Raw genomic sequence first — 23,304 nt, 5'->3', positions numbered from 1 at the left:
CTGCGGCGTGGCAGATCAGTCGCTGCCCTTGGGGCCCCTGCCCTCGAGCATACCGGGGGCGATGAACCCCAGCGGCTGGAGGGCGCTGGCCTGTTGCTTGAGGCGGCCCTGCATGGCGCGGTATTCCTCCTCCATCTCGGGCGTGACGGTTGCGCGGCTGTCGCCCAGGGCTTCGTCGAAATGCGCCATGGTCACTTCGCGCGTGTCGAGCGACTGGCGCAGCGCGACGAGGCCGGCGCGGCGGACCACGTCTTCCAGATCGGCGCCGGTGTAGCGCTCGGTCTTGCCCGCGACCTCGCCGAGATCGACGTCGCCCGCGAGCGGCATCTTCTCGGTCTGGATGCGCAGGATGCGCTCGCGCCCGGCCTTGTCGGGCACCCCGACATAGACGAGCTCGTCGAAGCGGCCCGGACGGAGCAGTGCCGGATCGATGAGGTTCGGGCGGTTGGTCGCGCCGATCACCACCACCGATTGCAGCTCTTCCAGCCCATCCATCTCGGCGAGGATGGTGTTCACCACCCGCTCGGTCGCCTGGGGCTCGCCGAGCCCGCCGCCGCGTGCCGGCACAAGGCTGTCGAGCTCATCGATGAAGATGACGCAGGGCGCCACCTGGCGGGCGCGGGCGAACAGCCGCGCGATCTGCTGCTCGGACTCGCCATACCATTTGCTCAGCAGGTCGCTTGACTTGGTGGCGATGAAGTTCGCCTCCGCCTCGCGCGCGACTGCCTTGGCGAGCAGGGTCTTGCCGGTGCCGGGCGGGCCGTAGAGCAGGAAGCCCTTCGCCGGGCGGATGCCCAGGCGGCGGAACGCGTCGGGATCCTTCAAGGGCAGCTCGACACCTTCCTTGAGGCGCATCTGCGCGTCGTCCAGCCCGCCGACATCCTCCCAGCGGACCTGCGGCGCCTGGACCATGACTTCGCGCATCGCGCTTGGCTGGACGCGCTTCAACGCCTCGACGAAATCGTCGCGAGTCACTTCCAGCGTGTCGAGCACCTCCGACGGGATCGTGCCGTCTTCGAGGTTGAGCCGGGGCATGATGCGGCGGACCGCCTCGATCGCGGCTTCGCGGCAAAGCGCCGCCAGGTCGGCACCGACAAAGCCGAAGGTGGTGCGGGCGAGCTCGTTCAAGTCGACGCCCTGCGCCAGCGGCATGCCGCGGGTGTGGATGCCCAGGATCTCTCGGCGGCCGCGGTCGTCGGGAACCCCGACCACGATCTCGCGGTCGAAACGGCCGGGACGGCGCAGCGCTTCGTCGATCGCCTCGGGGCGATTCGTCGCGGCGATGACGACGATGTTGGCGCGGGCTTCCAGCCCGTCCATCAGCGTCAACAGCTGGGCGACAAGGCGCTTTTCCGCCTCGCCCGACACCTGGCCGCGCTTGGGCGCGATCGAGTCGATCTCGTCGATGAAGACGATCGAAGGCGCGTTCTTGGCCGCCTCCTCGAACACCTGGCGCAGCCGCGACTCGGACTCGCCATAGGCCGAGCCCATGATCTCGGGTCCGTTGATCAAGTGGAACTGCGCGTCGCTTTCATTGGCGACTGCACGCGCGAGGCGCGTCTTGCCAGTTCCGGGCGGGCCATGGAGCAGCACGCCCTTGGGCGGATCGACGCCCAGACGCTGGAACAATTCGGGGTAGCGTAGTGGCAGCTCGACCATCTCGCGCAGTTGGTCGATCGTGGCGGCCATGCCGCCGATATCGTCATAGGTGACGTCGGCGCGACGGCTTTCGGTCGGCTCCTCATATTCGGAGCGCAGTTCCACCTCGGTATTCTCGTCGATATGCACGACGCCGCGCGGCGCGGTGGAGATCACGCCGAGGCGGATCTCCTGGAGCGCATAGGCCGGCGCGCGCAGATATTGCGCGACATTGGGCGGCACGTCGGCGCGCTGGTGGCCGACAGTGGCGATGGTGTCGCCGGCAGTGAGCGGGCGGGCGAAGAAGGTGCGCTTGAGCGCGTTGCTCGACCCCTGGAGGCGCAGATTGGCCTGGGCCGGGGCGAACACCACGCGCGTCGCAGGCTTCGATTCGGCCTTGCGCACTTCGACGAAGTCGCCCGAGCCGACGCCGGCATTGGCGCGCTGAAGCCCGTCGATGCGGAGCAGCTCGAGCCCTTCATCCTCGTTATACGGCAGCACCGCGCGCGCCGGCGTGGCGCGCTTGCCCACGATCTCGATCACGTCGCCTTCGGTGATCCCCAGCGTCGCCATGAGCGAGCGTGGAATATGGGCTAGGCCGCGGCCGCTATCCTCGGGCCGGGCATTGGCAACCTGGAGCTTGCGACCTCTTGTTTCATCGTCCGCCATGGGATCCTTCCAGAAGCATGAAGGGCGGAACATAGGAACGGTGCGAGGGTGCCGCGAGAGGGGCAAAAAAAATGGCGGACCCGGGGGTCCGCCTTTGAAAGGTTTAGGAGAGGATGCCTGAAAGGCCTGCTCGATTTGCGGTCGAGGGAACTTTTGTGCAAGTGCGAAAAATACGGAAGTGACGTGCAGGACTTGCAATCGTAACGTTCCGGATCGATATTCCTCTACAGCGTGAACATGCGGCAAAGCCCGTCCGCGGCTCGCCAGGAGTTCTGACGCAGTGCACAACGAGACGCCATGCGCCGCCTTCCTCCCCTGACCGCGATCGAAGCGTTCGTGCAGGTTGCACGGCTCGGGTCGATCAAGGCCGCAGCCGAAGAGCTGGCGCTATCGTCCCCGGCGCTGAGCCGCCGTGTCCAGTCGCTGGAACGCTTCATCGGCAAGCCGCTGTTCGAGCGGCGTCACCAGGCGCTGCGGCTGAACGCCGAGGGCGAGCGGCTGCTGGGGATGATCGCCCCGGCGCTGGACGGAATGACCGACGCGGTCGAGGCGATGATGAGCGGCAGCGAGTTGCTGCGCCTGCGCCTGAGCGTGTTTCCGCTTTATGCCACCCAGCAGCTGATGCCCAAGATGCCCGAGCTTCGGCGGCGCCACCCCGAGTTGCACCTGGACGTCGACACCGCCGGCCATGCCATTGCCCGGCTGGGCGACAGCCTGGACGCGGCGATCGTGATCGCGCGCGACATCGACCCGGCGCTCTATGCCCGGCGGCTGGACCGCAACCGGGTGCATGTGATCGGCCACCGTTCGCTGCTGGAAGGGCCGAATCCGGTCACCGAGCCCGAGCATCTGGCGCGGCTGACCGCGCTGGTGCACCGCGACATGCCCGAGACGTTCACGGCGTGGAAGGCGGCGGCGGGCATTCCGGACTTGGACCCCCTCGCGATCGATCATTTCGACGCGGGCAACCTGATGCTGGAAGCCGCCGCGCAAGGGCTGGGCGTCGCCTTCATGCTCGAATCGCATTTCGAGGCCGCGCGCGACGAGCGGCTGGTGCGTCTGTTCGACCTGACGGTGGAGAGCCAGTACAGCTATTGGTTCGTGTGCCGTCCCCGGGCGCTGTCGCAGCGGCCGGTGAAGATCTTCCACGACTGGCTGGTGGAAGCGTTCGCGGCGGAGTAGCCCTTTAAAAGGCAAAAGGCGAGGCATCGAGCCTCGCCTTTGCTGAACCCGCCCACCCCTGCCCCCCCTTGCGGGGAGGGGAAGAGGGGAGGTCAGAGCGCGCTTACGCTTCCGAGCGCGCCTTCACGATCTTGCCGGGATTGCGGGGGGGCTCGCCCTTGGGGAGCGCGTCGACATGCTCCATGCCTTCGACCACTTCGCCCCATACGGTGTACTGGCGGTCAAGGAAGCTGGCGTCGGCCAGGCAGATGAAGAATTGCGAGTTGGCGCTGTCCGGATCGTTGGTACGTGCCATCGAGCAGACGCCACGGGCATGACGCTCGGCCGAGAATTCAGCCGGAAGGTTCGGTTCCTTGGAGCCACTCATGCCCGTGCCCGAGGGATCGCCGCCCTGGGCCATGAAGCCGTCAATCACACGGTGGAACACGACGCCGTCATAAAAGCCTTCGTCCGACAGCTTGACGATACGGGCGACATGCTGGGGCGCGAGATCGGGGCGCAGCTTGATGCGGACGTCGCCCGTTTCGAGCGTCATCACCAGCGTGGTTGGATCGGCCATGGAAAAACTCCTGAGAAATACTTCGCCCCGGACTTAAGGGGCGCACCCCCAAACGGCAATGGCCGGGGTGCATTGGCAGGAGAGAGGCGGCGCGTTAGGAGCGGCGCGACCGGGTGCGACGAAGGAGGTCCAAGGTGAGCGAGACCGAACTTCTGGATGCGACGCCCCCCGCCGAAAGCCAGCTTGACGAAGACGACCGGCTGAAGCCCGAATTCGTCGACGCGGTGCTGGAGGCAGTCGAGGCGGGCGACGCCGAGGCCGCGCATCTGAAGGTTGCGCCGCTCCACCCCGCGGACATCGCCGACCTGGTCGAGCTGACACCCGCCGAACAGCGCCCCGCGCTGGTGGCGGCGATAGGCGACCTGATCGACGGCGATGTGCTCGCCGAGATGAACGACTGGGTCCGCGAGACCTTGGTCGACGCGCTGACCGCCACCCAGGTCGCCGACATCGCCTCCGAACTCGATACCGACGACGCCGTTGCGATCATCGAGGACATGGAGCCGGAGGATCAGCGCGAAGTGCTGCGCGCGCTTGACCCGGACGACCGTGCCGCGATCGAGGAAGCGCTGTCCTATCCCGAGGAGTCCGCCGGACGCCTGATGCAGCGCGAGCTGATCGCCGTGCCCGAGCATTGGACGGTGGGCGGCGTGCTGGATTACCTGCGCGGGCACGAGGAACTGGCGACCGATTTCTGGGAAATCTTCGTGGTCGATCCGGCTCACAAGCCGGTCGGCACCTGCGCGCTGTCATGGGTCCTGCGCTCTCCGCGTTCGGTGTCGGTCAGCGACGTCATGGCGCGCGAGCAGACGCTGATCCCGGTCGACATGGATCAGGAGGAAGTCGCTTTGCGCTTCCAGAAATACGCGCTGATCTCTGCCGCGGTGGTCGACGGCAGCGGGCGGCTGGTGGGAATGATCACGGTGGACGACGTGGTCCACATCATCTCGCAAGAAGCCGGCGAAGACATTTTGCGCCTGTCCGGCGCGGGCGAAGGCGACATCAACGAGCCGGTGCTCGACAGCTATAAGGGCCGCGTCCGCTGGCTGATCACCAATCTGGTGACCGCGCTGTCGGCCGCGACGATCATCAGCCTGTTCGGCGGCACGATCGAGAAGCTGGTGGCGCTGGCCGCGCTGGGGCCGCTCGTGTCGGGGGTCGGCGGCAATGCCGGCACGCAGACCATGGCGGTGACGGTGCGCGCATTGGCGACCAACCAGCTGACACAGTCCAACACGCTGCGCGCCATTCGACGCGAGTTGCAGGTGGCGGTTCTCAACGGATTGTCGGTCGCGACTCTGGTGGGGATCGGCGTGGCGCTGTGGTTCGGCCATGTGGCGCTGGGCGGGGTGATCGCGGTCGCGATGCTGGTCAACATCGTCATCGCCGGGCTGGCCGGCGTGGTCGTGCCGCTGACGCTGGAGCGGTTCGGGGCCGATCCGGCGGTGTCTTCGTCGGTGTTCGTAACGATGACCACCGATTCGATGGGGTTCCTGGCGGTACTGGGGCTTGCGACACTGGTGGGGCCGGCACTGCTGGCTTGAACCGCAATGGCCAAGCGCCCAGCTAAGCCGCGTGCCGCTTCATCTGACCAAGGTCGCCTTTGGCTGCGACAGTATCGAATTCCTGCAAGATCGTCTGGCGATGCGCGCCGTGCATGGGCCGAGCTATCTGAGCACGCGCTACTTGCCCAAGCGGCATGAAGAAATCGCCGGCGGATCGCTGTTCTGGATCATCAAGCATCAGCTGATCGGGCGTTCGCCGATCCTGGGCTTCGGCGAGGCCGAGGGCGGGCGCGTGGCGATCCATCTCGAGCCCAGGCTGGTACTGGTGCAGGCGCGGCCCAAGCGCGCGCATCAGGGATGGCGGTATCTGGAGGGCGCGGATGCGCCCGTCGATCTGGGCGAGGCCGCTGGCGGCGTGGACGAGCTGCCGCCGCATCTGGTTGGCGAGTTGGCGGGCTTGGGGTTGCTCTAGGGTCCGTCCCAGCGGCTGCGCTGCGCCGGCCCCTCACCCAACCCTCTCCCGTAAACGGGAAAGGGCTTTTGATCCTTAATTGGTTAGTTGCGGGTAGGCGTTGCGGAAGGCGGTAACCTTGGGCTTGTCCCAGCGCGTGATGTAGGGGTTGTTCGGGTTGCGCCAGAAGAAGTCCTGGTGCTCGGCCTCGGCCGGGTAGAAGCCGCCGGTCTCCAGCCTGGTAACGATCGGGCGTGGATAGGCCTTGGCGCGGCCGAGTTGGGCGATGTACGCCGCCGCTACGCGCTGCTGCTGGCGATTTTGCGGGAAGATGGCCGAGCGGTAGCTGGGGCCGCGGTCCGGACCCTGGCGGTTGAGCAGCGTGGGATCGTGCGCGACCGAGAAGAAAACGCGCAGCAGCGTGCCGTAGCTTACCTTGCGCGGATCATAAACGACGCGCACCGCCTCGGCATGGCCGGTGCGCTCGGTCGAGACCTGGGCATAGCTGGCCGACGCCTTGGTACCGCCGGCATAGCCGTTTGTGACCGATTGCACCCCCTTCACCGACTGGAACACCGCCTCCATCCCCCAGAAGCAGCCGCCGGCGAATATGGCGACCTGCGGCCCCTTGGCCGCCGGCACATCCTGCTGCGCGACGGGGATCGGCACCGCCCGCTCGGCCCCGACCGAGGCCGGGGCGAGGAACAGGGCTGCCGCGACTGCCGCGGCGGGAAGCGTCCATTTGAGCATGGACGATAGATCGTGCGGCGAACCGTTCAGCGCAAGGCGGCGCAGGCGGTTTGAATGCGGGTGCACGCCTCGGTCAGCAAGGCCTCCGACGTGGCGTAGCTGATCCGCATCGCCGGCGAGAGTCCAAAGGCCGCGCCATGCACCGCGGCGACCTTCGCTTCGTCGAGGAAATAGCCGATCATTTGCTCGTCGGTGGTGATCGTCTGGCCCTTGGGCGTGGTCTTGCCGATCAGGCCGGAAAATTCGGGATAGACATAAAAGGCGCCTTCGGGCGTCGGGCAGGTCATGCCCTCGATCTGGTTGAGCATGCCGACCACCAGGTCGCGCCGCTTCTGGAAGGCGGCGGTGCGTTCGGCCAGGAAGCTTTGATCGCCGTTCAGCGCGGCGACCGACGCCGCCTGGCTGATGCTGCAAGGGTTGGACGTCGACTGCGACTGGAGCTTTCCGATCGCCTTGATCAGCCAGTCCGGGCCACCGGCATAGCCGATGCGCCAGCCCGTCATCGCATAGGCCTTGGACACGCCGTTGGCGGTCAGCGTACGATCATGGAGCTGGGGCACGACCTGGGCGATCGTCGCGAATTCGAACCCGTCATAGAGGATATGCTCGTACATATCGTCGGCGTAGATCAGCACATGCGGGTGGCGCAGCAGCACTTCGCCGAGGGCGCGGAGTTCGGCGGCGCTATAGGCAGCACCGGTAGGGTTGGACGGTGAGTTGAGGACCACCCACTTGGTCTTGGCAGTGATCGCGGCGTCGAGCTGCTCGGGCGTGATCTTGTAGTTCTGGCCGGCGCCCGCGGCGATGAACACCGGCTTGCCACCGGCGAACTGGACGACATCGGGATAGCTGACCCAATAAGGCGCGGGCACGATCACTTCGTCGCCGGCGTCGATGGTCGCGCAGAAGGCATTGAACAGCGTGTGCTTGCCCCCGGCATTCACGCTGATCTGGTTCTCGGCATAGGTTAGGCCGTTGTCGCGCGCGAACTTGGCGACGATCGCCTGCTTGAGTTCGGGAATGCCGTCGACATTGGTGTATTTGGTCTTGCCGGCGCGGATTGCCTCGATCGCGGCTTCCTTGACGAAATCGGGTGTGTCGAAATCGGGCTCGCCCGCGCCCAGGCCGATCACGTCGATGCCCTGGCGCTTCAGCTCGAACACACGGCTCGTCATGGCGAGCGTGGCGGAGGGCTGGATGCGCTGGAGCGCGGCGGAGGTCTGCATGTGCGGCGGCCTTTCCGGGATGGGAACGCGCCGGGCTATACGTCCGCGTTCGCGCTTTCCGCAACTGTAACGGCTGCAACCAGTCCGCGCACCGCGTTGCCGACGAAGAAGCCATCGGCCAGGTCGGCGGGGGTGAGGTCTCCCTCCACCGCGCGGCCGGTTTCGAGCAGTTCGGCGCGCAGTATCCCGGGCAGCAGGCCGCGCGCGAGCGGTGGGGTGACGAGCACGCCGTTGCGCGCCACGAAGACCGAGGTGAAGCTGCCCTCGGTCAGATATCCTTCGGGATCGGTGAAGACGACTTCCCAGGCGCCGGTCGCGTCGCGGGCGCGGTCGTAAAAGCCGCGGCGGCTGGTCTTGTGGCGCAGGCGGAAATCGTCGGGCGCAACGGGCAGCGGGCGAATCGCGACCTCCACCGGTCCCGCCGGCGCGGCAGGAAGCGGGCTCGCGCCGATCGCGATCGCGCCGGAGGGGCCGAGCAGCAGCCGGACCCTGGCGGCGTGGCGCAGGCGGAAAGTGGCTGCCTGAAGTTCGTTGCGGACCGCGTGGCGATCGAACGGAAAGCCGAACCCCGCCGCGCTTTCCTTTATTCGTGACAGGTGACGCTCGAGATGGAGAATGCCGTCGAGCGGGTCGAAGCGCATCGTCTCGATAAGGTCGAACCGAGTCTCGCCGGCAGTCACGAACGCTCCCTTGGCAAGGCATTCCTCCCATTCGGCGCGCGGCTGCGAGTCGGCGACGACGCCTGAGCCGAGGCCGAGCACCGCCCGACCCGCGCCATCGCAGGCCAGCGTACGGATTGCCACGTTGAACATTGCATCGCCATTGGGATCCAGCCTGCCTATCGCCCCGGTATATGTGTCGCGCGGCTCCTGCTCGACCTCCCCGATGATCTGCATCGCGCGGATCTTGGGGGCGCCGGTCACCGAGCCGCAGGGGAACAACGCACGCAGCGCGCTTACGGCGTCAAGCTCCGGCTTCAGGTGCGCGGTGACGGTGGAGATCATCTGGTAGACGGTGGGATAACGCTCGACCTGGAAGAGGTGTGGGACGGCGACGGTGCCCGGTTTTGCGATCGTGGCGAGATCGTTGCGCATCAGGTCGACGATCATCAGATTTTCTGCCTGCTGCTTGGCGTCGGCGGCAAGCGCTCGGGCGGCCTCGGCATCCATGACGCCCTCGCCGGTGCGCGCTGCGGTGCCCTTCATCGGCCGCGCGGTGAGCTGGCCGGCTTCCAGCGCGAAGAAGAGCTCGGGCGAGAAGCTGAGCAGCCAGCGGTCGCCAGTGGCGATCAGCGCGCCATAGCCGGCACGGGCACGCTTGCGCAGCAGGGCAAACAGCGCAGCCTCGCCGCCGGCATAGGGCAGCGCGGCGCGGAAGGTCAGGTTCGCCTGGTAGATGTCGCCGGCGCGGATATAGTCGAGCACGCGGTTGCACGCGGCGCGATAGTCGGGCCAGCCTATCCGTGGTTCCGGCGCGCCCGCCCAGGCGCCGGCCGGATCGGGAAGCAGCGCATCGACCTCGTCGGCGTTCAGCGTGGCGAAGTCACCGAACAGGCCAAACCACAGGCTCGACCCTTCGTAGTTCAGATACCCGGCAGCATGGAGGCCCTCTCCGCTCGCCTGCCGCAAGCGGGCAAGCGCCGGCTCGATTTGCTGCATATCGCGGGCTTCGACGATTTCGACCGGGTTGGCGTACAGCCGCGAAGGCGCACCGCCGTTGCGGGCGTCGTCGAGCAAGACAAAAGGAGGTGCCGGCAGCCGCATTGCCGCTCGCATGCCGATAGCGGAGGGCAGGAGCAACCCCGTGTTGCCGCTCCCCTCTGCCCGGCCTATCACCGCTCCATGTCCGCCCCCCCGCTGCGCGCCGTCATCGTCCCCGTCACACCCTTGCAGCAGAACTGCACCTTGCTGTGGTGCACCAAGACCATGCGCGGTGCTTTCGTGGATCCGGGGGGCGACTTGCCCAAGCTGCGCGCCGTCGCCGCCGAACATGGCGTAACGGTCGAAAAGATCCTGCTGACTCACGGCCATATCGATCATTGTGGCGAGGCTGGCGTGCTGTCGCAGGAACTGGGCGTGCCGATCGAGGGGCCGCAAGAAGCCGACCGCTTCTGGATCGAGCGGCTGGAGGCGGACGGCCGCAAATATGGCATTCGCGGGGTGCCGTTCGAGCCCGACCGCTGGTTGAACGAAGGCGACCAGGTGCATGTCGGCGAACTGGCATTCGCCGTTCATCACTGCCCTGGCCACACACCGGGGCATGTGATCTTTCACCAGCGCGACTCCAAACTGGCGCTGGTGGGAGACGTGCTGTTCCGCGGGTCGGTGGGCCGCACCGATTTTCCCCGCAGCAACCCGCAGGCGCTGATCGACTCGGTCGTCGCCAAGCTCTGGCCGCTCGGCGACGATACCGCGTTCATTCCAGGCCATGGTCCTGCCAGCAACTTTGGGTACGAACGGCGGACGAACCCGTTCGTCGGAGACGCGGCACTGCGGCGGAGTTGAGGGCCGATCAGCGGTTCTGCTGGATATGGAACACCGTCGTGCCGGGCTCGGGCGCCCCGCGGCTCTGAAGCCCGGTCCAGGCCGCGAACAGGGCGAGGCCCAGCATGATCAGCATCGTCGTCGCGATGCCGATCTGACGCAGCCGCATAGAGCCGTCCATGCCGAAGCCGTGCAGGATACGGCCGAACACGAAGATCGCCGCCACGACCCAGAGCCACAGCTGCGTCCCAACCGCGAATTCGATCAGCGCGATCAGCAGGAGCACGACCGGGGCATATTCGGCGAAATTTGCGTGCGCGCGCATGCGGGCAAGCACCTGGGGATCGCCGCCATCGCCCACCGAGATACGCCGGGCGATCCGTAGCTGGCCGACGCGCGCGGCGAGCCAGAAGTTGATCAGCGCGGCGGCGCCCGTGGTCGTGAGCGCGACTGGCAACAGCATGTGAAATCCCTTCGAATAATCGCCCGCACCCTACACACACTTGCAACATGGACAAGAATCGCTATAGGCGCTGCCTCGCTTCGTGACCTGTCCGCTGGTCCGGCGAGCGGCCGGCAGCAGCCGTCGCTTGCCTGAACATCGACGCGGGCGTATCGCGACCTATATTCAAGTGCTTGTTTTGTAAGAAGGTGCCTCCATGGCCGTTCCTAAGAGAAAAACCTCGCCGTCGCGGCGTGGCATGCGCCGGGCGCACGATGCGCTCACCGTTGCAGCATTCCAGGAATGCTCGAACTGTGGCGAACTGAAGCGCCCGCACAATCTGTGCACCGGCTGCGGCCATTATAACGGCCGCGAAGTCGTCGCCACCGAGGCCTGAGCCACGCGGACAAGAGGCCTGTCGGCATGACTAGTCCCATGCGAATCGCCGTCGATGCAATGGGCGGCGACGAAGGGATTGCCGTCATGCTGGCCGGCGCCGCACGCGCGCGCCGCCGATTCGAGGGGATGGAATTCATCCTGGTCGGCGACGAGGCCAAGATCCGGGAAGGGCTGAACACCCATCCCAACCTGGCGGCTGCGTCGGAGATCGTCCACGCGGCCGATGTCGTCGCGTCCGACGCCAAGCCGAGCCAGGCGATTCGCCGCGCCAAGACCACGTCGATGGGGATCGCCATCGATATGGTGAAGCAGGGGCGTGCCGGCGCCGCGGTATCGTCGGGCAACACCGGTGCGCTGATGGCGATGTCCAAGCTGGCGCTACGCACCATGCCAGGTATCGACCGGCCGGCATTGGCTGCGCTGATGCCGACGCTGGGCGAAAACGACTCGGTCATGCTGGATCTGGGCGCAAATACCGAGGTGGACGCCCAGAACCTGGTCCAGTTCGCCGTCATGGGCGCAGCCTATGCGCGCATCGCACTGGACCTGGAAAACCCCCGGGTCGCCTTGCTGAACATCGGTACCGAAGAAATGAAGGGCACCGACAGCATCCGCGACGCGGCGGCCGAGCTGCGCGACGCCAAGCATCTGCGACTCGACTTCCAAGGCTTTATCGAAGGCAACAAGCTGTCACGCGGCGAAGTCGACGTGATCGTGTGCGACGGCTTTTCCGGCAACATCGCGCTCAAGACGATCGAGGGCACGGCCCGGTTTGTCGGCGACCTGTTGAAGCGCGCCTTTTCCAGTTCGGTGCGCTCCAAAATTGGTTTCCTGATCTCGAAACCGGCGACCGAGCTGCTGCGCCACCATCTGGACCCCAACAACCACAATGGCGCGATTTTCCTGGGGCTGAACGGGATCGTGGTGAAGAGCCATGGCGGCGCCAACGAAATTGGCATAGATACGGCTATCGGCTTTGCGGCAAAGATGCTGCGCGACGACTTGAATCGCCGCATCGCCGAGGATCTTGGGAATTTCAAGGCTAAGGCTGCGTGACACGGCGTTCGGTTATCCTCGGCACCGGTTCCTTCCTGCCGGCGCGGCGCGTCTCCAATGCCGAATTAGCGGAGACGGTGGACACCACCGACGAGTGGATCGTCGAGCGTACCGGTATCCGGTTCCGCCACATCGCGGCTGAAGACGAGACGACCAGCACGCTGGCCACCGGTGCCGCGCGTGCCGCGTTGGAAGCCGCCGGCGTTGAGCCGACGTCGATCGACTTGATCGTGCTGGCCACCGCCACTCCGGACCAGACCTTCCCCGCCACCGCGACGCGCGTGCAGACGGCACTGGGCATCGGCGACTGTGTCGCCTTCGATGTGGCGGCGGTGTGCTCAGGCTTTCTCTACGCAGTGCAGGTCGCCGATTCCATGATCCGCGCCGGCGCGCACACTCGCGCACTGGTGATTGGCGCCGAGACGTTCAGCCGCATCCTCGATTGGGAGGACCGGGCGACCTGCGTATTGTTCGGGGACGGCGCAGGCGCAATCGTGCTGGAAGCCCAGGAGAGCGATGAAGCGGCGGGCGCCGGCATCCTCGCTACCCGGCTGCATGCCGATGGGCGCCACAACGACTTGCTCTATGTCGATGGCGGGCCGTCCACGACGGGCACTGTCGGCAAGCTGCGCATGAAGGGCCGCGAAGTGTTTCGCCACGCGGTGACGAATCTTGCCGCGGTGATGCAGGAATCGCTCGGCGCTGCGGGACTGGTGTCCGGCGATGTCGACTGGGTGGTGCCGCACCAGGCCAACGCCCGCATCCTGGACGCCACCGCGCGCAAGCTGGGCCTGGCGCCTGAAAAGGTTGTGGTGACTGTCGACCAGCACGCCAACACTTCGGCCGCGTCGGTGCCGCTGGCGCTCGACACGGCGGTGCGTGATGGGCGAATCAAGCGCGGCGACCTGCTGGTGCTCGAGGCAATGGGCGGCGGCTTCACCTGGGGCGCGGCAGTGGTGCGCTTCTGAACCGCCGAGCGGTGCTGTAGTTGCGGTGTTAGGGACGTTGCAGGTTTGCGAAACGCTCGCATTCTGCTAAGTTGAAACAACACAGGTTAAATCTTCGGGGGAAGTTTGGTGGACATGGCCGTTCCGGGCACGCTGACTCGAGCTGACCTGGCAGAATCGCTGCATCGCGAAGTCGGCCTGTCCCGCGCAGACGCAGCACGGCTGGTTGAGCAGATCCTCGCCCATATGTGCGAGTCGCTCGCCAAGGGTGACAATGTGAAGATCTCCGGCTTCGGCAGCTTCATCTTGCGTGACAAGGGGGAGCGGATCGGCCGCAATCCCAAGACCGGCGTCGAAGTGCCGATCGCACCCCGCCGCGTCCTCACTTTCCGCGCCAGCCAGATGATGCGCGACCGCATCGTGGCTGGTGACTGAGTAGCCGATGGCGCCGGCGGAAAAGGCAGCCGGCGCGCTGCGGACCATCGGTGAGCTGGCCGAAGAGATCGGGCGTCCGCAGCATATCCTGCGCTATTGGGAAACGCGTTTTCCTCAGCTGCGCCCGCTGACTCGTGCCGGAAACCGCCGCTATTATCGCACGGAGGACGTCGCGCTCGTGCGACGCATCCACCAGCTGCTGGCCGACCAAGGCTATACAATCCGCGGCGTTCAGAAATTGCTCACCGAGGAGAAGGGCGCCAGCGCCAGGGTCCCGAGCGCGGCGCCGAGACCCGGCCAGGATTTGCGGGCGATACGCGACACGCTGGCGCAGGCGCTGGAAGACGACCGAAGCTAACCTCCCCGCGTTTGCGCTGTGCGTGCCTCTTGAAGCGTGAATCGAACGGAAGCAGCGTGCCGCAAGGATAGGGCTCGCTTCGATCCGGGCCCGCTACGGCGTGTCGGGCCCCAGCGTAGGATCCAGGTCGCGCGGCCGGACGAAGAAGGCCAGCTCCGCCGCTCCGCGCCGAACATCGGTCCATTCGCCGGCGAAGTGCAGTTGCGCGAGGCTGGCGGTGGGAAACTTGATCTCCACTTCGTCGCGCAACGCGCCGCCTTCGGGCACCAGCAGCAGGATCAGCTCCTCCAGCCCGGGGTTGTGCCCCGCGAGCAGCACTTCGCCAGCATCGGCGGGAAGATCGTGGATGACATCGAGCAGCGTCGCGGCGGAGGCGAGGTACACACGCTGGTCCCAATCGGGCGCGAGTACGCTGCCATAACCGCGGCTGACATGGTCGAGCGTCTCGATCACACGCAACGCAGGCGAGGCGACGACATGGCCGAAATGCAGCTTGAGGCTGCGCAGGTGCCGCCCCATCATCGCTGCCGCGCGTTGTCCCTTGGGGTTGAGCGGCCGGTCGAAATCGCGCGAGACCAAGTCGTCCCACCCGGACTTTGCGTGGCGCAGCAGCGTGAGCGTCTTCATGCGTCCCCGGGATCGTTCAGGCGGTTGCCGGCGCCTCATGCCGCAAGCGCGCCGACAAGGAAAGCCGGACGCGCGCGATCGCTTCGTCCAACGTCACCCGCGCGACCGGCGTTCCGGCTGGGAAGGCGGTCAGCAGCCGCGAGGGCATGGCGGCGGACAGCAGCACGAAGCTGCCGCGATCATCGGCACGGCGGATCAGCCGGCCGAACGCCTGGGCAAGCTTGGCGCGGATGATCCGGTCATCATAGGCGCTGCCGCCGCCGGCCAGCCGGCGCGCGGCGTGGAGCACGGTCGGCTTGGGCCAGGGCACCCCCTCCATCACCACCAGCCGCAGCGAATCGCCGGGCACGTCGACGCCGTCGCGCAGCGCGTCGGTGCCCAGCAGCGAAGCACGCGGATCGTCGCGGAAGATGTCGACCAATGTGCCCGTATCGATCGGGTCCACATGCTGGGCGAGCAGCGGCAGCCCTTCGCGGGCGAGCCGGTCGGCGATGCGGGCATGGACGGCACGCAGGCGCCGGATGGCCGTGAACAGCCCCAGCGTTCCGCCCTCTGCCGCGACGATCAGCCGGGCATAAGCATTGGCAAGCGCGGGCAGATCGCCGCGCTTGACGTCTGTGACGATCAGCACCTCGGCCTGGGCGGCATAGTCGAAGGGACTGTTCGCCTCGAAGCGTGCGGCGGGACGGATCATGTGGACGGCGCCCGAGCGCGCCTCGGCAACGTCCCAGTCGCCGCCGGCGCGCAGCGTGGCCGACGTCACCAGCGCGCCATGCGCGGACTTGAGCACGGTTTCGGCGAACGGCTTGGACGGGTCGACCCAGTGGCGGTGCAGGCCAATATCGTATTCGCGGCCCTCGACACGGTCGATGGCCAGCCAGTCGACATAATCGGGGTCGGCCGGGCCACCGATGCGGGCAATCAAGGCCAGCCAGGCCCCCACCGTCTCGGTACGCCAGGCAAGCGAGGCGATCGCCCCTTCGATGCGGACACGGGCCGGGCCATCCATCCAATCGGGCGAATCGGCGAGCACCGCTTCCAATCGCCGCCCGAGCGCCACCATCGGCCGAATCAGCGCGTCGAGCGCCGCAGCGGCGGGCCCAGCGGCCTCCACCAGTGCGGCGTCGGGTTCGGCGAGTTCGGTCTCCAGTCCGTAGCCTGCTTCCGCGGAGCCGTTGACGTCGCGGGCATAGACCAGGCCGCGTACGGCGCCGAGCAGCGCTTCGACGGGGCCGAACGGCTCGCCTTCTGCGACGCGCTGGAGCCAGCCGTCGCTGGGCAGCGCGCGGGCGGCATCGACGGCTTCGGCAATGGCAACGCCGCCCGCCTCATCATAGCTCGCGACGTCGGACAGGCGGGCGGCGAGGCCACGGCGCCGGCCCCGCGAGCCCGATTCAGGCCCGGTGACCCAGCGGCGGATCTCAATCGCTTCCTGGCCGGTGAGCGCGGCGGAGAACATCGCGTCGGCGGCGTCGAACAGGTGATGCCCTTCGTCGAACACGTAGCGCGACGGGCGCGTCGTCGATTCCCGCCCCCGCGCCGCGTTGACCATCACCAGCGCGTGGTTGGCGATGACGATGTCAGCCTCGGCGCTGGCGCGGGCGGCGCGCTCGATGAAGCATTTCCGGTAATGCGGGCAGCCGGCATAGATGCACTCGCCGCGCCGATCGGTCAGTGCGGTCGATCCGTTGCGGCGGAACAGCGTCGGCAGCCAGCCGGGCAAGTCGCCGCCGATCATGTCACCGTCAGCCGTGAACGCCGCCCAGCGCGCGACCAGCTGCGCCAGGATCGCGGCGCGCCCGGCGAAGCCGCCTTGGAGCGCATCCTCGAGATTCAACAGGCAGACATAATTCTCGCGTCCCTTGCGGGTGACGATGCGCTGGTGGCGCTGCTCGGCGTCGGGGAACAGGCGCTCGCCTTCTGCGGCGAGCTGGCGCTGCAAAGCCTTGGTGAAGGTCGACACCCACACCGCGCCGCCGGCCTGCTCGGCCCATAATGAGGCAGGGGCGAGATAGCCGAGCGTCTTGCCGATCCCCGTGCCGGCTTCGGCTAGGACCAGATTGGGGGAGTCACGGACCGCGCGGGGTGAAAAGGCGCTGCCCGCGGCGGCGGCATAGTCGCGCTGGCCCTGGCGCCGCTCGGCAGTGCTGCCGGTGAGCGCGGCGAGCCGTTCGGCGATCTGATCGGGTTCGAGCGTAATCGTGCGGGGGGCGGCACGCGGGGGCTGCTCTTCCCATTCGGGCAGTTTGGAGAACAGCCAGCGTTCGGCGCGCTCGGGCTTGGCGATCTGTTGGCTGAGCGCTGGCGCCCAGGGCCAGCGCAGGCGGTACAAGGATTGCAGCGCGTGCCAGCCCCCTTCCCGCTCCGCCCAGGTGCCGTTCGGCACCGCCAGCAGCGCGGCGGCGGCTTCACGGAGGAAGGCGGCGACGTCGGCGTCTTCGGTGGGTGCCGACAGGTCGGTGACACGCGCCAGCCCCTTGGGAGTCGGCACCATGAAGCGCGCCGGATGGAGGAAGGCGAAGAGTTCGAGGACGTCGAGACCCGACAGCTCGGGGTGGCCGAGGCGCTGGCCGATCAAGGGTGCGTTGAGCAGGATCGTGGGTGTGTCGGCTGCAATGCGGATCGCCTCGCCTCGGCTGACGGCGCGGGTCTCTTGCGCAGTCGCGATCCAGATGCCGCCATGGCTGGCGTGGAGCGCGGGATAGGGAACGGAGGCGGTCATCGCTGGCGATGCTGTACGCGCTTCGTTCCCGTGCGAACAGGCGTGAAATCGCGTGGTCTACTATCTGGTCGACGCGGAAAGCGCATGTTGAAGGGCCTGGACCTGGCGGTTGAGGGCGGCGAGCTGATCGACGCCCATACCTGCACGTTCCAGCAGGCTTTCAGCGAGGCAGCCGCATTCCTCGCGCATTGCCGCGCCCCGCCCTGTGAGACGGACGCGGACCTGCCGCTCGTCGTCCGGGTTGCGCTCGCGGGTGACGAAGCCGGCAACCTCGAGCCGCTTCACCAGTGGCGTGATCGTGCTCGACTCGAGCGCGAGGCGTTGCGCAATCGCGCCGACGGTGCGGCCGTCCTGCTCCCAGAGGGCATGGAGCACCAGATATTGCGGATAGGTGATGCCGAGCCGGTCGAGCATCGGCTTGTAGGCGCGGGTGATCGCCATGCTGGTGGCGTAGAGCGAGAAGCAAAGCTGATCATCGAGCGGCAAGGCGGCGGGCACGTACATTCTCCTCAAGCGCATGATACATATCGCGATAAATAAACTGCTGGACAAGAGGTACATGGGCCCTTAGCTAAATCGTTATCGCGATACATAGTTTTCAGCACAGGAGTTCAGCCATGTCCGTTGATGTGAAATACACCACCCGCGCCACCTCCACTGGTGGCCGCGACGGCGAAGCCCGGTCCGAGGACGGCCGCTTCACCGCCAAGCTTTCGACGCCCAAGGAACTGGGCGGCGCCGGCGGTGACGGCACCAATCCCGAGCAGCTGTTCGCCGCGGGCTATTCGGCCTGCTTCATCGGCGCGCTCAAGGCAGCCGGTGCGCAGCTGAAGTTGAAGGTTCCGGCCGAGACGACCGTAACGGCGACGGTGGGTATCGGTCCGCGCAGCGAAGGTGGGTTCGGCATCACCGCCGATCTGGAAGTCAGCCTACCCGGGCTGGAGCGTGCCGACGCCGAGAAGCTGGTGGAGACGGCGCACCAGATCTGCCCGTATTCGAACGCGACCCGCAACAATGTCGATGTGGGACTGAGCGTGGCTTGACCTTCACGGTGACGGGCGAGGTGCGAGCCTCGCCCGGCGCAAATCCTCCCCGGGGTAGGGAGGATCTGGTTGTTGCTGGAACCCGCGCGCGTGCTTCGCTAGAGCCGCGGGATGACTGACACGAACCTCTTCCGCGACGCCGCACTCACTTCAAAGGCCTGGCCCTATGAAGAGGCCCGGAAGCTGCTGAAACGCTATTCCGCGGGCGCGCCGGCCAAGGGGCATGTGCTGTTCGAGACCGGATACGGTCCATCGGGCCTGCCGCATATCGGCACGTTCAACGAAGTGCTGCGCACCACCATGGTGCGCCATGCGTTCGAGACGCTGTCGGACGTGCCCACCCGCCTGATCGCGTTCAGCGACGACATGGACGGGCTGCGCAAGGTGCCCGACAATGTGCCCAACCAGGATATGCTGCGCGAGCATCTGGGCAAGCCGCTGACGCGGATCCCCGATCCGTTCGGGACGCATGAGAGCTTCGCCGCGCACAACAATGCCCGGCTGCGGGAATTCCTCGACCGGTTCGGGTTCGACTATGAGTTCGCGTCGTCCACCGACTATTATGCCAGCGGCCGTTTCGACGAGGCGCTGAAGCTGGTGCTGCGCCATTATCAGAGCATCATGGGCGTGATGCTGCCGACGCTGCGCGCCGAGCGGCAAGCGACCTATTCGCCCGTGCTGCCGGTCAGCCCCAAATCGGGCGTCGTCCTTCAGGTGCCGATCCAAGTGATCGACCCTGAAACGGGGATGATCGCTTTCGAGGATGAGGGCGAGCGCATCGAGCAATCGGTGTTCGCCGGCCAGGCCAAGCTGCAATGGAAAGTCGATTGGGCGATGCGCTGGGTCGCGCTCGACGTCGATTACGAGATGGCGGGCAAGGACCTGATCGATTCGGTGATCCAGTCGGGCAAGATCGCGCGTGTCATGGGCGGGAAGCCGCCCGAAGGCTTCAATTACGAGATGTTCCTCGATGAAAAGGGCGAGAAGATCTCCAAGTCCAAGGGCAATGGGCTGAGCCTGGAGCAGTGGCTCAGCTATGGCCCCGACGAGAGCCTGGCCTTCTATGCCTATCGCGAGCCCAAAAAGGCCAAGGCGCTGCACTTCGGCGTGATCCCGCGCGCAGTGGACGAATATTGGCAGTTCCGCGGCAATTACGCCGCCCAGCCGCCCGAGCAGAAGCTGGGCAACCCGGTGCATCATGTCCATAACGGCGACGTGCCGGGCGACGCGCTGCCAGTCACCTACAGCCTGCTGCTCAATTTGATCGGCGTGCTCGGCGCGCAGGCGAATGAGGACGCGGTGTGGAAGCTGCTCGAGCGCTATGGCGAAGGTCTGACGCGCGAGAGCAATCCGGATCTCGCCAGACTGGTGCCGCTGGTGCTGGCTTATTATCGCGATGTGGTGGCGAGCACGCTTAAGCGGCGTGCGCCTACGCCCGTGGAGGCAGAGGCGCTGCGGCGGCTGGATGCGGTGCTTGCCGAACTGCCCGAGGGCGCCTCGGCCGAGGACATCCAGAACCATGTCTACGAGATCGGCAAAACCGGCGGCTTCGAGAATCTGCGCGATTGGTTCAAGGCGCTGTACGAGACGCTGCTCGGCTCCGAACAGGGACCGCGCATGGGCAGCTTCATCGCGCTCTATGGTGTCGAGAATAGTCGCAAGCTGATCGCGGAAGCGTTGTCGGGTCAGGTGGCGAACTAGTAACCTCTTCTTCGTCATCCCGGCTCAAGGCCGGGGTGACGACGGGGTTTTGGACTTTCGGTGAAACGCTGGAAGTTTCCCGGCAAAGGCCGGAACCCGTCGCAGCGCGGCTGTGGTACGCGTCCCGCGCCTCCGAAAGGACATTGCGGCCCGGCCGCGCCTGCGCCGGGGAACTACAGCGGTGTGCCCGAGCGCTTTGACCCGCCACCGCGACCCGGTAAAGGTATGGCGATGCAGGCCACTCTACAGCCCCTTCGCCGCGCCCGCTCGGCGACGCGCGACTTCCTCCACAGCCAAGCGGCGGGCGGTATCGTTCTGATTGCCGCCGCGGCGCTGGCGATGCTGGTGGCGAACTGGCCCGGAGTGGCCGAGCGCTACTTCCACTTGCTGCACCTCGAAACCGGGCCGGTGATCAGCCCGCATCATGGGCCGATGACGGTGCATCTGTGGATCAACGACGCGCTGATGGCGCTGTTCTTCCTGCTCGTCGGGCTGGAGATCAAGCGCGAGTTCATCGACGGACGGCTGGCGACCTGGGAACGGCGGCGGCTGCCGGTGGTGGCCGCGGCGGCAGGCATGGCCTGCCCTGCTTTGTTTTACCTGCTCGTGGCCGGAGGCGATCCGGCGCTGGTACATGGCTGGGCGATCCCGGCGGCGACCGACATCGCCTTTGCGATCGGGTTGCTGGCGATTTTGGGCAAGCGCGCGCCGACGTCGCTCAAGCTGTTCCTGACCACCGTGGCGATCGTCGACGATCTGGGCGCGGTGGTGATCATCGCCTTGTTCTACACTGCCGAACTCGACCTGCTGTCACTGGGGATTGCCGCAGGGATCGTGCTGGCGATGGTTGGCCTGAACCGCGCGGGCGTGAAGCGGTTGCCGGTGTACCTGCTGCTGGCGGCGGTGCTGTGGGTGTTCGTGTTCCGATCGGGCGTGCATGCGACCATCGCCGGGGTGCTGGCGGCGCTGACGATTCCGATCACCAAGTCACCCGCCGCGCCCGACGACGCGCAGTCGCCGCTGCACCGGCTGGAGCATGCGCTGCACCCCTGGTCGGCTTTTCTGATCGTGCCGCTGTTCGGCTTCGCCAATGCCGGGGTGTCGCTGGCCGGAAGCAGCGCTTCGGTGCTGCTCGAACCGCTACCACTGGCGGTGATGCTGGGGCTGTTTCTGGGCAAGCAGTTGGGCATCTTCGGAAGTGTTCTGCTGGCGGACAAGACCGGCTTCGCCAAGCGGCCTGGATGGGCGAGCTGGCCGCAACTCTATGGCGTGTCGCTGCTGGCGGGGATCGGCTTTACGATGAGCCTGTTCATCGGCGGGCTGGCCTTTGCCGGCGAGGACGTGCTGATCGATGATGTGAAGATCGGGGTGCTTGCGGGGTCGGTTCTGTCTGCGGTGGCCGGATATGCGGTGCTGCGGTTCGCGCCCCCCCGGCGGGTGTTGGCGGCGAAGGCGTTGGCGCGGCGGCGGTGAGGAAATCTATTGTTCCCTCGGCTCAGCGGGGAGGTGGCGCGTAGCGTGACGGAGGGCGTGACCGAGGGGGCGCCGAAGGCGTACCCTCTTACTTGCGGTTGGTGCTCAATGGCGCGGCTTCACCACGCCGCCCCTCCACCACTCGCTTGCGAGCGGTCCCCCTCCCCCGCTGAAGCGGGAGAGGTATAGAGAGGGCAGTTCAGGCCGCGGTGCCGCCTACCGTCAGGCCGTCGACCAGCAGGGTCGGCTGGCCGACACCGGCAGGGATGCTCTGCCCGCCCTTGCCGCACATGCCGATGCCCTCGTCGAGCGCGAAATCGTTGCCGATGCCGGTGACCTTGTTGAGCACGGTGGGCCCGTCGCCGATCAGCGTCGCGCCCTTGATCGGTGCGCCCAGCTTGCCGTTCTCGATCAGATACGCCTCGGTGCAGGAGAAGACGAACTTGCCCGAGACGATATCGACCTGGCCACCGCCGAAGCTCTTGGCGAAGATACCCTTCTTCACGCGGCTGAGCAGTTCGGCGGGATCGTCCTGGCCGCCCTTCATGAAGGTGTTGGTCATGCGCGGCATCGGCGCGTGCTGGAAGCTTTCGCGGCGGCCATTGCCGGTGGGTTCGACGCCCATCAGCCGGGCGTTCAAGCGGTCCTGCATATAGCCTTTGAGAATGCCGTCTTCGATCAGGATGGTCTCACGCGTCGGCGTGCCTTCGTCGTCGATCGATAGCGAGCCGCGGCGGTCATGAATCGAGCCGTCGTCGACCACGGTGACGCCGGGCGCGGCGACGCGCTCGCCGATGCGGCCGGAAAAGGCGCTGGTGCCCTTGCGGTTGAAGTCGCCCTCCAGGCCGTGACCGATCGCTTCGTGGAGCAGCACGCCGGGCCAGCCGGGGCCGCACAGCACGACCATGTCGCCGGCCGGCGCGTCGACGGCATCCAGGTTCACCAGCGCCTGCGCCAGCGCCTCGTCGATCGCACGATTCCAGGATTCGGGCTGGAACAGGCGGTCATAGAGCGTGCGGCCCCCGGTGCCGAAGCTGCCGGTCTCACGCCGGCCATTCGCCTCGACCACGACCGAGACGTTGAGGCGGACCAGCGGGCGAATGTCGGTAGCGATGAAGCCGTCGGCGCGGACGATCTCCACCACGCTCCACGATCCGGTGAGCCCGACCGATACCTGCACCACGCGGGGATCGCGGGCGCGCGTGGCGGCGTCGATCGTCTGGCATAGATTCACCTTGTCGGCGAAGGGCACGAGGTCGAGCGGGTCGGCATCGGTGTAGAGGTGGCGATTGTTGCCCTGGGGCGGCAGCGCCTTGGCGGTCATGGCCGGATCGATCAGCGCCATGGTCTCGGCCGCGCGGCGGATTGCCTGCGGACTGATCTCGTTGGCATGAGCAAAGGCCGTGGTCTCGCCAGACACCGCGCGCAGGCCGAATCCCGACTGCGTGTCATAGGACGCGGTCTTCAGCCGGCCGTCGTCGAAGCCGAACGCCTCGGTCTTGCGGTATTGCAGGTAGAGCTCGCCATCCTCGGCGTTCGCCAGCGCTTCAGCGGTGAGCCGGGCAGCGGCGTCGGGATCGAGTTGGTCGCGGTACAGGAACGCGCGCGGATCGGAAGAAAGGCTCATTCCCCCGATAT

The 23,304-nt window shown here is 66.7% G+C and carries 22 protein-coding genes; 12 read left to right on the top strand and 10 right to left on the bottom strand.

Annotated elements, in window-relative coordinates; all coding sequences use genetic code 11:
- Nucleotides 1–15: 15 nt before the first annotated feature.
- On the bottom strand, nucleotides 16–2,307 hold the full coding sequence (locus tag FHT02_RS11935) for a CDC48 family AAA ATPase (protein WP_184087813.1): 2,292 nt from the start codon (nucleotides 2,305–2,307) through the stop codon (nucleotides 16–18).
- 297 nt (nucleotides 2,308–2,604) lie between these two features.
- Between FHT02_RS11935 and FHT02_RS11930 the strand changes: the two genes are divergently transcribed.
- Nucleotides 2,605–3,489, top strand: a complete 885-nt coding sequence (locus FHT02_RS11930) for a LysR substrate-binding domain-containing protein (protein ID WP_184087811.1) — start codon at nucleotides 2,605–2,607, stop codon at nucleotides 3,487–3,489.
- Between the two features lie 103 nt (nucleotides 3,490–3,592).
- Here FHT02_RS11930 and FHT02_RS11925 read toward each other — a convergent pair whose 3' ends face one another.
- Nucleotides 3,593–4,048 carry a peptidylprolyl isomerase gene (locus tag FHT02_RS11925; RefSeq protein WP_184087809.1) on the bottom strand — a complete coding sequence of 152 codons (456 nt, stop codon included), beginning with the start codon at nucleotides 4,046–4,048 and terminating at the stop codon, nucleotides 3,593–3,595.
- Nucleotides 4,049–4,182: 134 nt separating this feature from the next.
- Here FHT02_RS11925 and mgtE point away from each other — a divergent pair, with 134 nt between their 5' ends.
- Both mgtE and FHT02_RS11915 read left to right on the top strand, forming a co-directional pair.
- Entirely contained in the window at nucleotides 4,183–5,592 is a 1,410-nt protein-coding gene (gene mgtE / locus FHT02_RS11920; RefSeq protein ID WP_184087807.1) for a magnesium transporter, read from the top strand.
- 31 nt (nucleotides 5,593–5,623) lie between these two features.
- On the top strand, nucleotides 5,624–6,025 hold the full coding sequence (locus FHT02_RS11915; protein WP_184087805.1) for a DUF1489 family protein: 402 nt from the start codon (nucleotides 5,624–5,626) through the stop codon (nucleotides 6,023–6,025).
- Between the two features lie 75 nt (nucleotides 6,026–6,100).
- Here FHT02_RS11915 and msrA read toward each other — a convergent pair whose 3' ends face one another.
- The 3 genes from msrA to pabB are packed head-to-tail and all read right to left on the bottom strand — an operon-like array spanning nucleotide 6,101 to nucleotide 9,743.
- Nucleotides 6,101–6,754, bottom strand: coding sequence for a peptide-methionine (S)-S-oxide reductase MsrA (gene msrA, locus FHT02_RS11910; protein WP_184087803.1), 654 nt, complete (start codon nucleotides 6,752–6,754; stop codon nucleotides 6,101–6,103).
- Between the two features lie 26 nt (nucleotides 6,755–6,780).
- On the bottom strand, nucleotides 6,781–7,980 hold the full coding sequence (locus FHT02_RS11905) for a pyridoxal phosphate-dependent aminotransferase (RefSeq protein WP_184087801.1): 1,200 nt from the start codon (nucleotides 7,978–7,980) through the stop codon (nucleotides 6,781–6,783).
- Between the two features lie 35 nt (nucleotides 7,981–8,015).
- Nucleotides 8,016–9,743, bottom strand: a complete 1,728-nt coding sequence (gene pabB / locus FHT02_RS11900) for an aminodeoxychorismate synthase component I (protein ID WP_184087799.1) — start codon at nucleotides 9,741–9,743, stop codon at nucleotides 8,016–8,018.
- Nucleotides 9,744–9,821: 78 nt separating this feature from the next.
- Here pabB and FHT02_RS11895 point away from each other — a divergent pair, with 78 nt between their 5' ends.
- Nucleotides 9,822–10,484: an MBL fold metallo-hydrolase gene (locus tag FHT02_RS11895; protein ID WP_184087797.1), complete on the top strand. Its 663-nt coding sequence runs from the start codon at nucleotides 9,822–9,824 to the stop codon at nucleotides 10,482–10,484.
- A gap of 7 nt (nucleotides 10,485–10,491) precedes the next feature.
- On the opposite strand, the gene FHT02_RS11890 is transcribed toward FHT02_RS11895, so the two are convergent.
- Nucleotides 10,492–10,926 (bottom strand): MAPEG family protein, encoded by a 435-nt coding sequence (locus FHT02_RS11890; RefSeq protein ID WP_184087795.1) that lies wholly within the window; start codon nucleotides 10,924–10,926, stop codon nucleotides 10,492–10,494.
- Between the two features lie 196 nt (nucleotides 10,927–11,122).
- Between FHT02_RS11890 and rpmF the strand changes: the two genes are divergently transcribed.
- From rpmF to FHT02_RS11865, 5 genes are all read left to right on the top strand, one after another.
- Entirely contained in the window at nucleotides 11,123–11,302 is a 180-nt protein-coding gene (gene rpmF, locus FHT02_RS11885) for a 50S ribosomal protein L32 (protein ID WP_184087793.1), read from the top strand.
- A 26-nt stretch (nucleotides 11,303–11,328) separates the two neighbouring features.
- Nucleotides 11,329–12,360, top strand: coding sequence for a phosphate acyltransferase PlsX (plsX, locus tag FHT02_RS11880; RefSeq protein WP_184087791.1), 1,032 nt, complete (start codon nucleotides 11,329–11,331; stop codon nucleotides 12,358–12,360).
- A complete protein-coding gene (locus FHT02_RS11875) occupies nucleotides 12,357–13,328 on the top strand; it encodes a beta-ketoacyl-ACP synthase 3 (protein ID WP_184087789.1) in 972 nt (323 codons plus the stop codon). Before plsX ends, FHT02_RS11875 begins: the two co-directional genes overlap by 4 nt.
- Before the next feature lie 114 nt (nucleotides 13,329–13,442).
- Nucleotides 13,443–13,742: an integration host factor subunit alpha gene (locus FHT02_RS11870; RefSeq protein WP_184087979.1), complete on the top strand. Its 300-nt coding sequence runs from the start codon at nucleotides 13,443–13,445 to the stop codon at nucleotides 13,740–13,742.
- 7 nt (nucleotides 13,743–13,749) lie between these two features.
- Nucleotides 13,750–14,100, top strand: a complete 351-nt coding sequence (locus tag FHT02_RS11865) for a MerR family transcriptional regulator (RefSeq protein ID WP_184087787.1) — start codon at nucleotides 13,750–13,752, stop codon at nucleotides 14,098–14,100.
- A 93-nt stretch (nucleotides 14,101–14,193) separates the two neighbouring features.
- Here FHT02_RS11865 and FHT02_RS11860 read toward each other — a convergent pair whose 3' ends face one another.
- From FHT02_RS11860 to FHT02_RS11850, 3 genes are read right to left on the bottom strand one after another with little or no spacing between them, the layout of a single operon-like run.
- Entirely contained in the window at nucleotides 14,194–14,727 is a 534-nt protein-coding gene (locus tag FHT02_RS11860; RefSeq protein WP_184087785.1) for a SixA phosphatase family protein, read from the bottom strand.
- A 16-nt stretch (nucleotides 14,728–14,743) separates the two neighbouring features.
- Nucleotides 14,744–17,449: an ATP-dependent DNA helicase gene (locus tag FHT02_RS11855; protein WP_184087783.1), complete on the bottom strand. Its 2,706-nt coding sequence runs from the start codon at nucleotides 17,447–17,449 to the stop codon at nucleotides 14,744–14,746.
- A gap of 60 nt (nucleotides 17,450–17,509) precedes the next feature.
- Nucleotides 17,510–17,947 carry a MarR family transcriptional regulator gene (locus tag FHT02_RS11850; protein ID WP_184087781.1) on the bottom strand — a complete coding sequence of 146 codons (438 nt, stop codon included), beginning with the start codon at nucleotides 17,945–17,947 and terminating at the stop codon, nucleotides 17,510–17,512.
- 119 nt (nucleotides 17,948–18,066) lie between these two features.
- Here FHT02_RS11850 and FHT02_RS11845 point away from each other — a divergent pair, with 119 nt between their 5' ends.
- The 3 genes from FHT02_RS11845 to nhaA all read left to right on the top strand — a co-directional run bounded on the left by FHT02_RS11845 (nucleotide 18,067) and on the right by nhaA (nucleotide 21,666).
- Nucleotides 18,067–18,492 (top strand): organic hydroperoxide resistance protein, encoded by a 426-nt coding sequence (locus FHT02_RS11845; RefSeq protein ID WP_184087779.1) that lies wholly within the window; start codon nucleotides 18,067–18,069, stop codon nucleotides 18,490–18,492.
- 111 nt (nucleotides 18,493–18,603) lie between these two features.
- Nucleotides 18,604–20,193, top strand: a complete 1,590-nt coding sequence (locus FHT02_RS11840) for a lysine--tRNA ligase (RefSeq protein ID WP_184087777.1) — start codon at nucleotides 18,604–18,606, stop codon at nucleotides 20,191–20,193.
- Between the two features lie 231 nt (nucleotides 20,194–20,424).
- Nucleotides 20,425–21,666: a Na+/H+ antiporter NhaA gene (gene nhaA, locus FHT02_RS11835; RefSeq protein WP_221239447.1), complete on the top strand. Its 1,242-nt coding sequence runs from the start codon at nucleotides 20,425–20,427 to the stop codon at nucleotides 21,664–21,666.
- 199 nt (nucleotides 21,667–21,865) lie between these two features.
- On the opposite strand, the gene tldD is transcribed toward nhaA, so the two are convergent.
- Nucleotides 21,866–23,293 (bottom strand): metalloprotease TldD, encoded by a 1,428-nt coding sequence (gene tldD / locus FHT02_RS11830; RefSeq protein WP_184087773.1) that lies wholly within the window; start codon nucleotides 23,291–23,293, stop codon nucleotides 21,866–21,868.
- Between the last annotated feature and the right edge of the window lie 11 nt (nucleotides 23,294–23,304).

Source organism: Sphingomonas xinjiangensis, from assembly GCF_014199255.1.
GTDB lineage: Bacteria > Pseudomonadota > Alphaproteobacteria > Sphingomonadales > Sphingomonadaceae > Sphingomonas > Sphingomonas xinjiangensis.
Note: the sequence above shows the minus strand (reverse complement) of the source record. Positions and strands in the feature narration are given on the sequence as shown.

What these genes read in the sequence shown, in the direction of transcription:
- FHT02_RS11935 (WP_184087813.1), bottom strand. Translation starts at nt 2,307, where the DNA reads ATGGCGGACGATGAAACAAGAGGTCGCAAGCTCCAGGTTGCCAATGCC.
- FHT02_RS11930 (WP_184087811.1), top strand. Translation starts at nt 2,605, where the DNA reads ATGCGCCGCCTTCCTCCCCTGACCGCGATCGAAGCGTTCGTGCAGGTT.
- FHT02_RS11925 (WP_184087809.1), bottom strand. Translation starts at nt 4,048, where the DNA reads ATGGCCGATCCAACCACGCTGGTGATGACGCTCGAAACGGGCGACGTC.
- msrA (WP_184087803.1), bottom strand. Translation starts at nt 6,754, where the DNA reads ATGCTCAAATGGACGCTTCCCGCCGCGGCAGTCGCGGCAGCCCTGTTC.
- FHT02_RS11905 (WP_184087801.1), bottom strand. Translation starts at nt 7,980, where the DNA reads ATGCAGACCTCCGCCGCGCTCCAGCGCATCCAGCCCTCCGCCACGCTC.
- pabB (WP_184087799.1), bottom strand. Translation starts at nt 9,743, where the DNA reads ATGCGGCTGCCGGCACCTCCTTTTGTCTTGCTCGACGACGCCCGCAAC.
- FHT02_RS11895 (WP_184087797.1), top strand. Translation starts at nt 9,822, where the DNA reads ATGTCCGCCCCCCCGCTGCGCGCCGTCATCGTCCCCGTCACACCCTTG.
- FHT02_RS11890 (WP_184087795.1), bottom strand. Translation starts at nt 10,926, where the DNA reads ATGCTGTTGCCAGTCGCGCTCACGACCACGGGCGCCGCCGCGCTGATC.
- rpmF (WP_184087793.1), top strand. Translation starts at nt 11,123, where the DNA reads ATGGCCGTTCCTAAGAGAAAAACCTCGCCGTCGCGGCGTGGCATGCGC.
- plsX (WP_184087791.1), top strand. Translation starts at nt 11,329, where the DNA reads ATGACTAGTCCCATGCGAATCGCCGTCGATGCAATGGGCGGCGACGAA.
- FHT02_RS11870 (WP_184087979.1), top strand. Translation starts at nt 13,443, where the DNA reads ATGGCCGTTCCGGGCACGCTGACTCGAGCTGACCTGGCAGAATCGCTG.
- FHT02_RS11865 (WP_184087787.1), top strand. Translation starts at nt 13,750, where the DNA reads ATGGCGCCGGCGGAAAAGGCAGCCGGCGCGCTGCGGACCATCGGTGAG.
- FHT02_RS11860 (WP_184087785.1), bottom strand. Translation starts at nt 14,727, where the DNA reads ATGAAGACGCTCACGCTGCTGCGCCACGCAAAGTCCGGGTGGGACGAC.
- FHT02_RS11855 (WP_184087783.1), bottom strand. Translation starts at nt 17,449, where the DNA reads ATGACCGCCTCCGTTCCCTATCCCGCGCTCCACGCCAGCCATGGCGGC.
- FHT02_RS11845 (WP_184087779.1), top strand. Translation starts at nt 18,067, where the DNA reads ATGTCCGTTGATGTGAAATACACCACCCGCGCCACCTCCACTGGTGGC.
- FHT02_RS11840 (WP_184087777.1), top strand. Translation starts at nt 18,604, where the DNA reads ATGACTGACACGAACCTCTTCCGCGACGCCGCACTCACTTCAAAGGCC.
- nhaA (WP_221239447.1), top strand. Translation starts at nt 20,425, where the DNA reads ATGCAGGCCACTCTACAGCCCCTTCGCCGCGCCCGCTCGGCGACGCGC.
- tldD (WP_184087773.1), bottom strand. Translation starts at nt 23,293, where the DNA reads ATGAGCCTTTCTTCCGATCCGCGCGCGTTCCTGTACCGCGACCAACTC.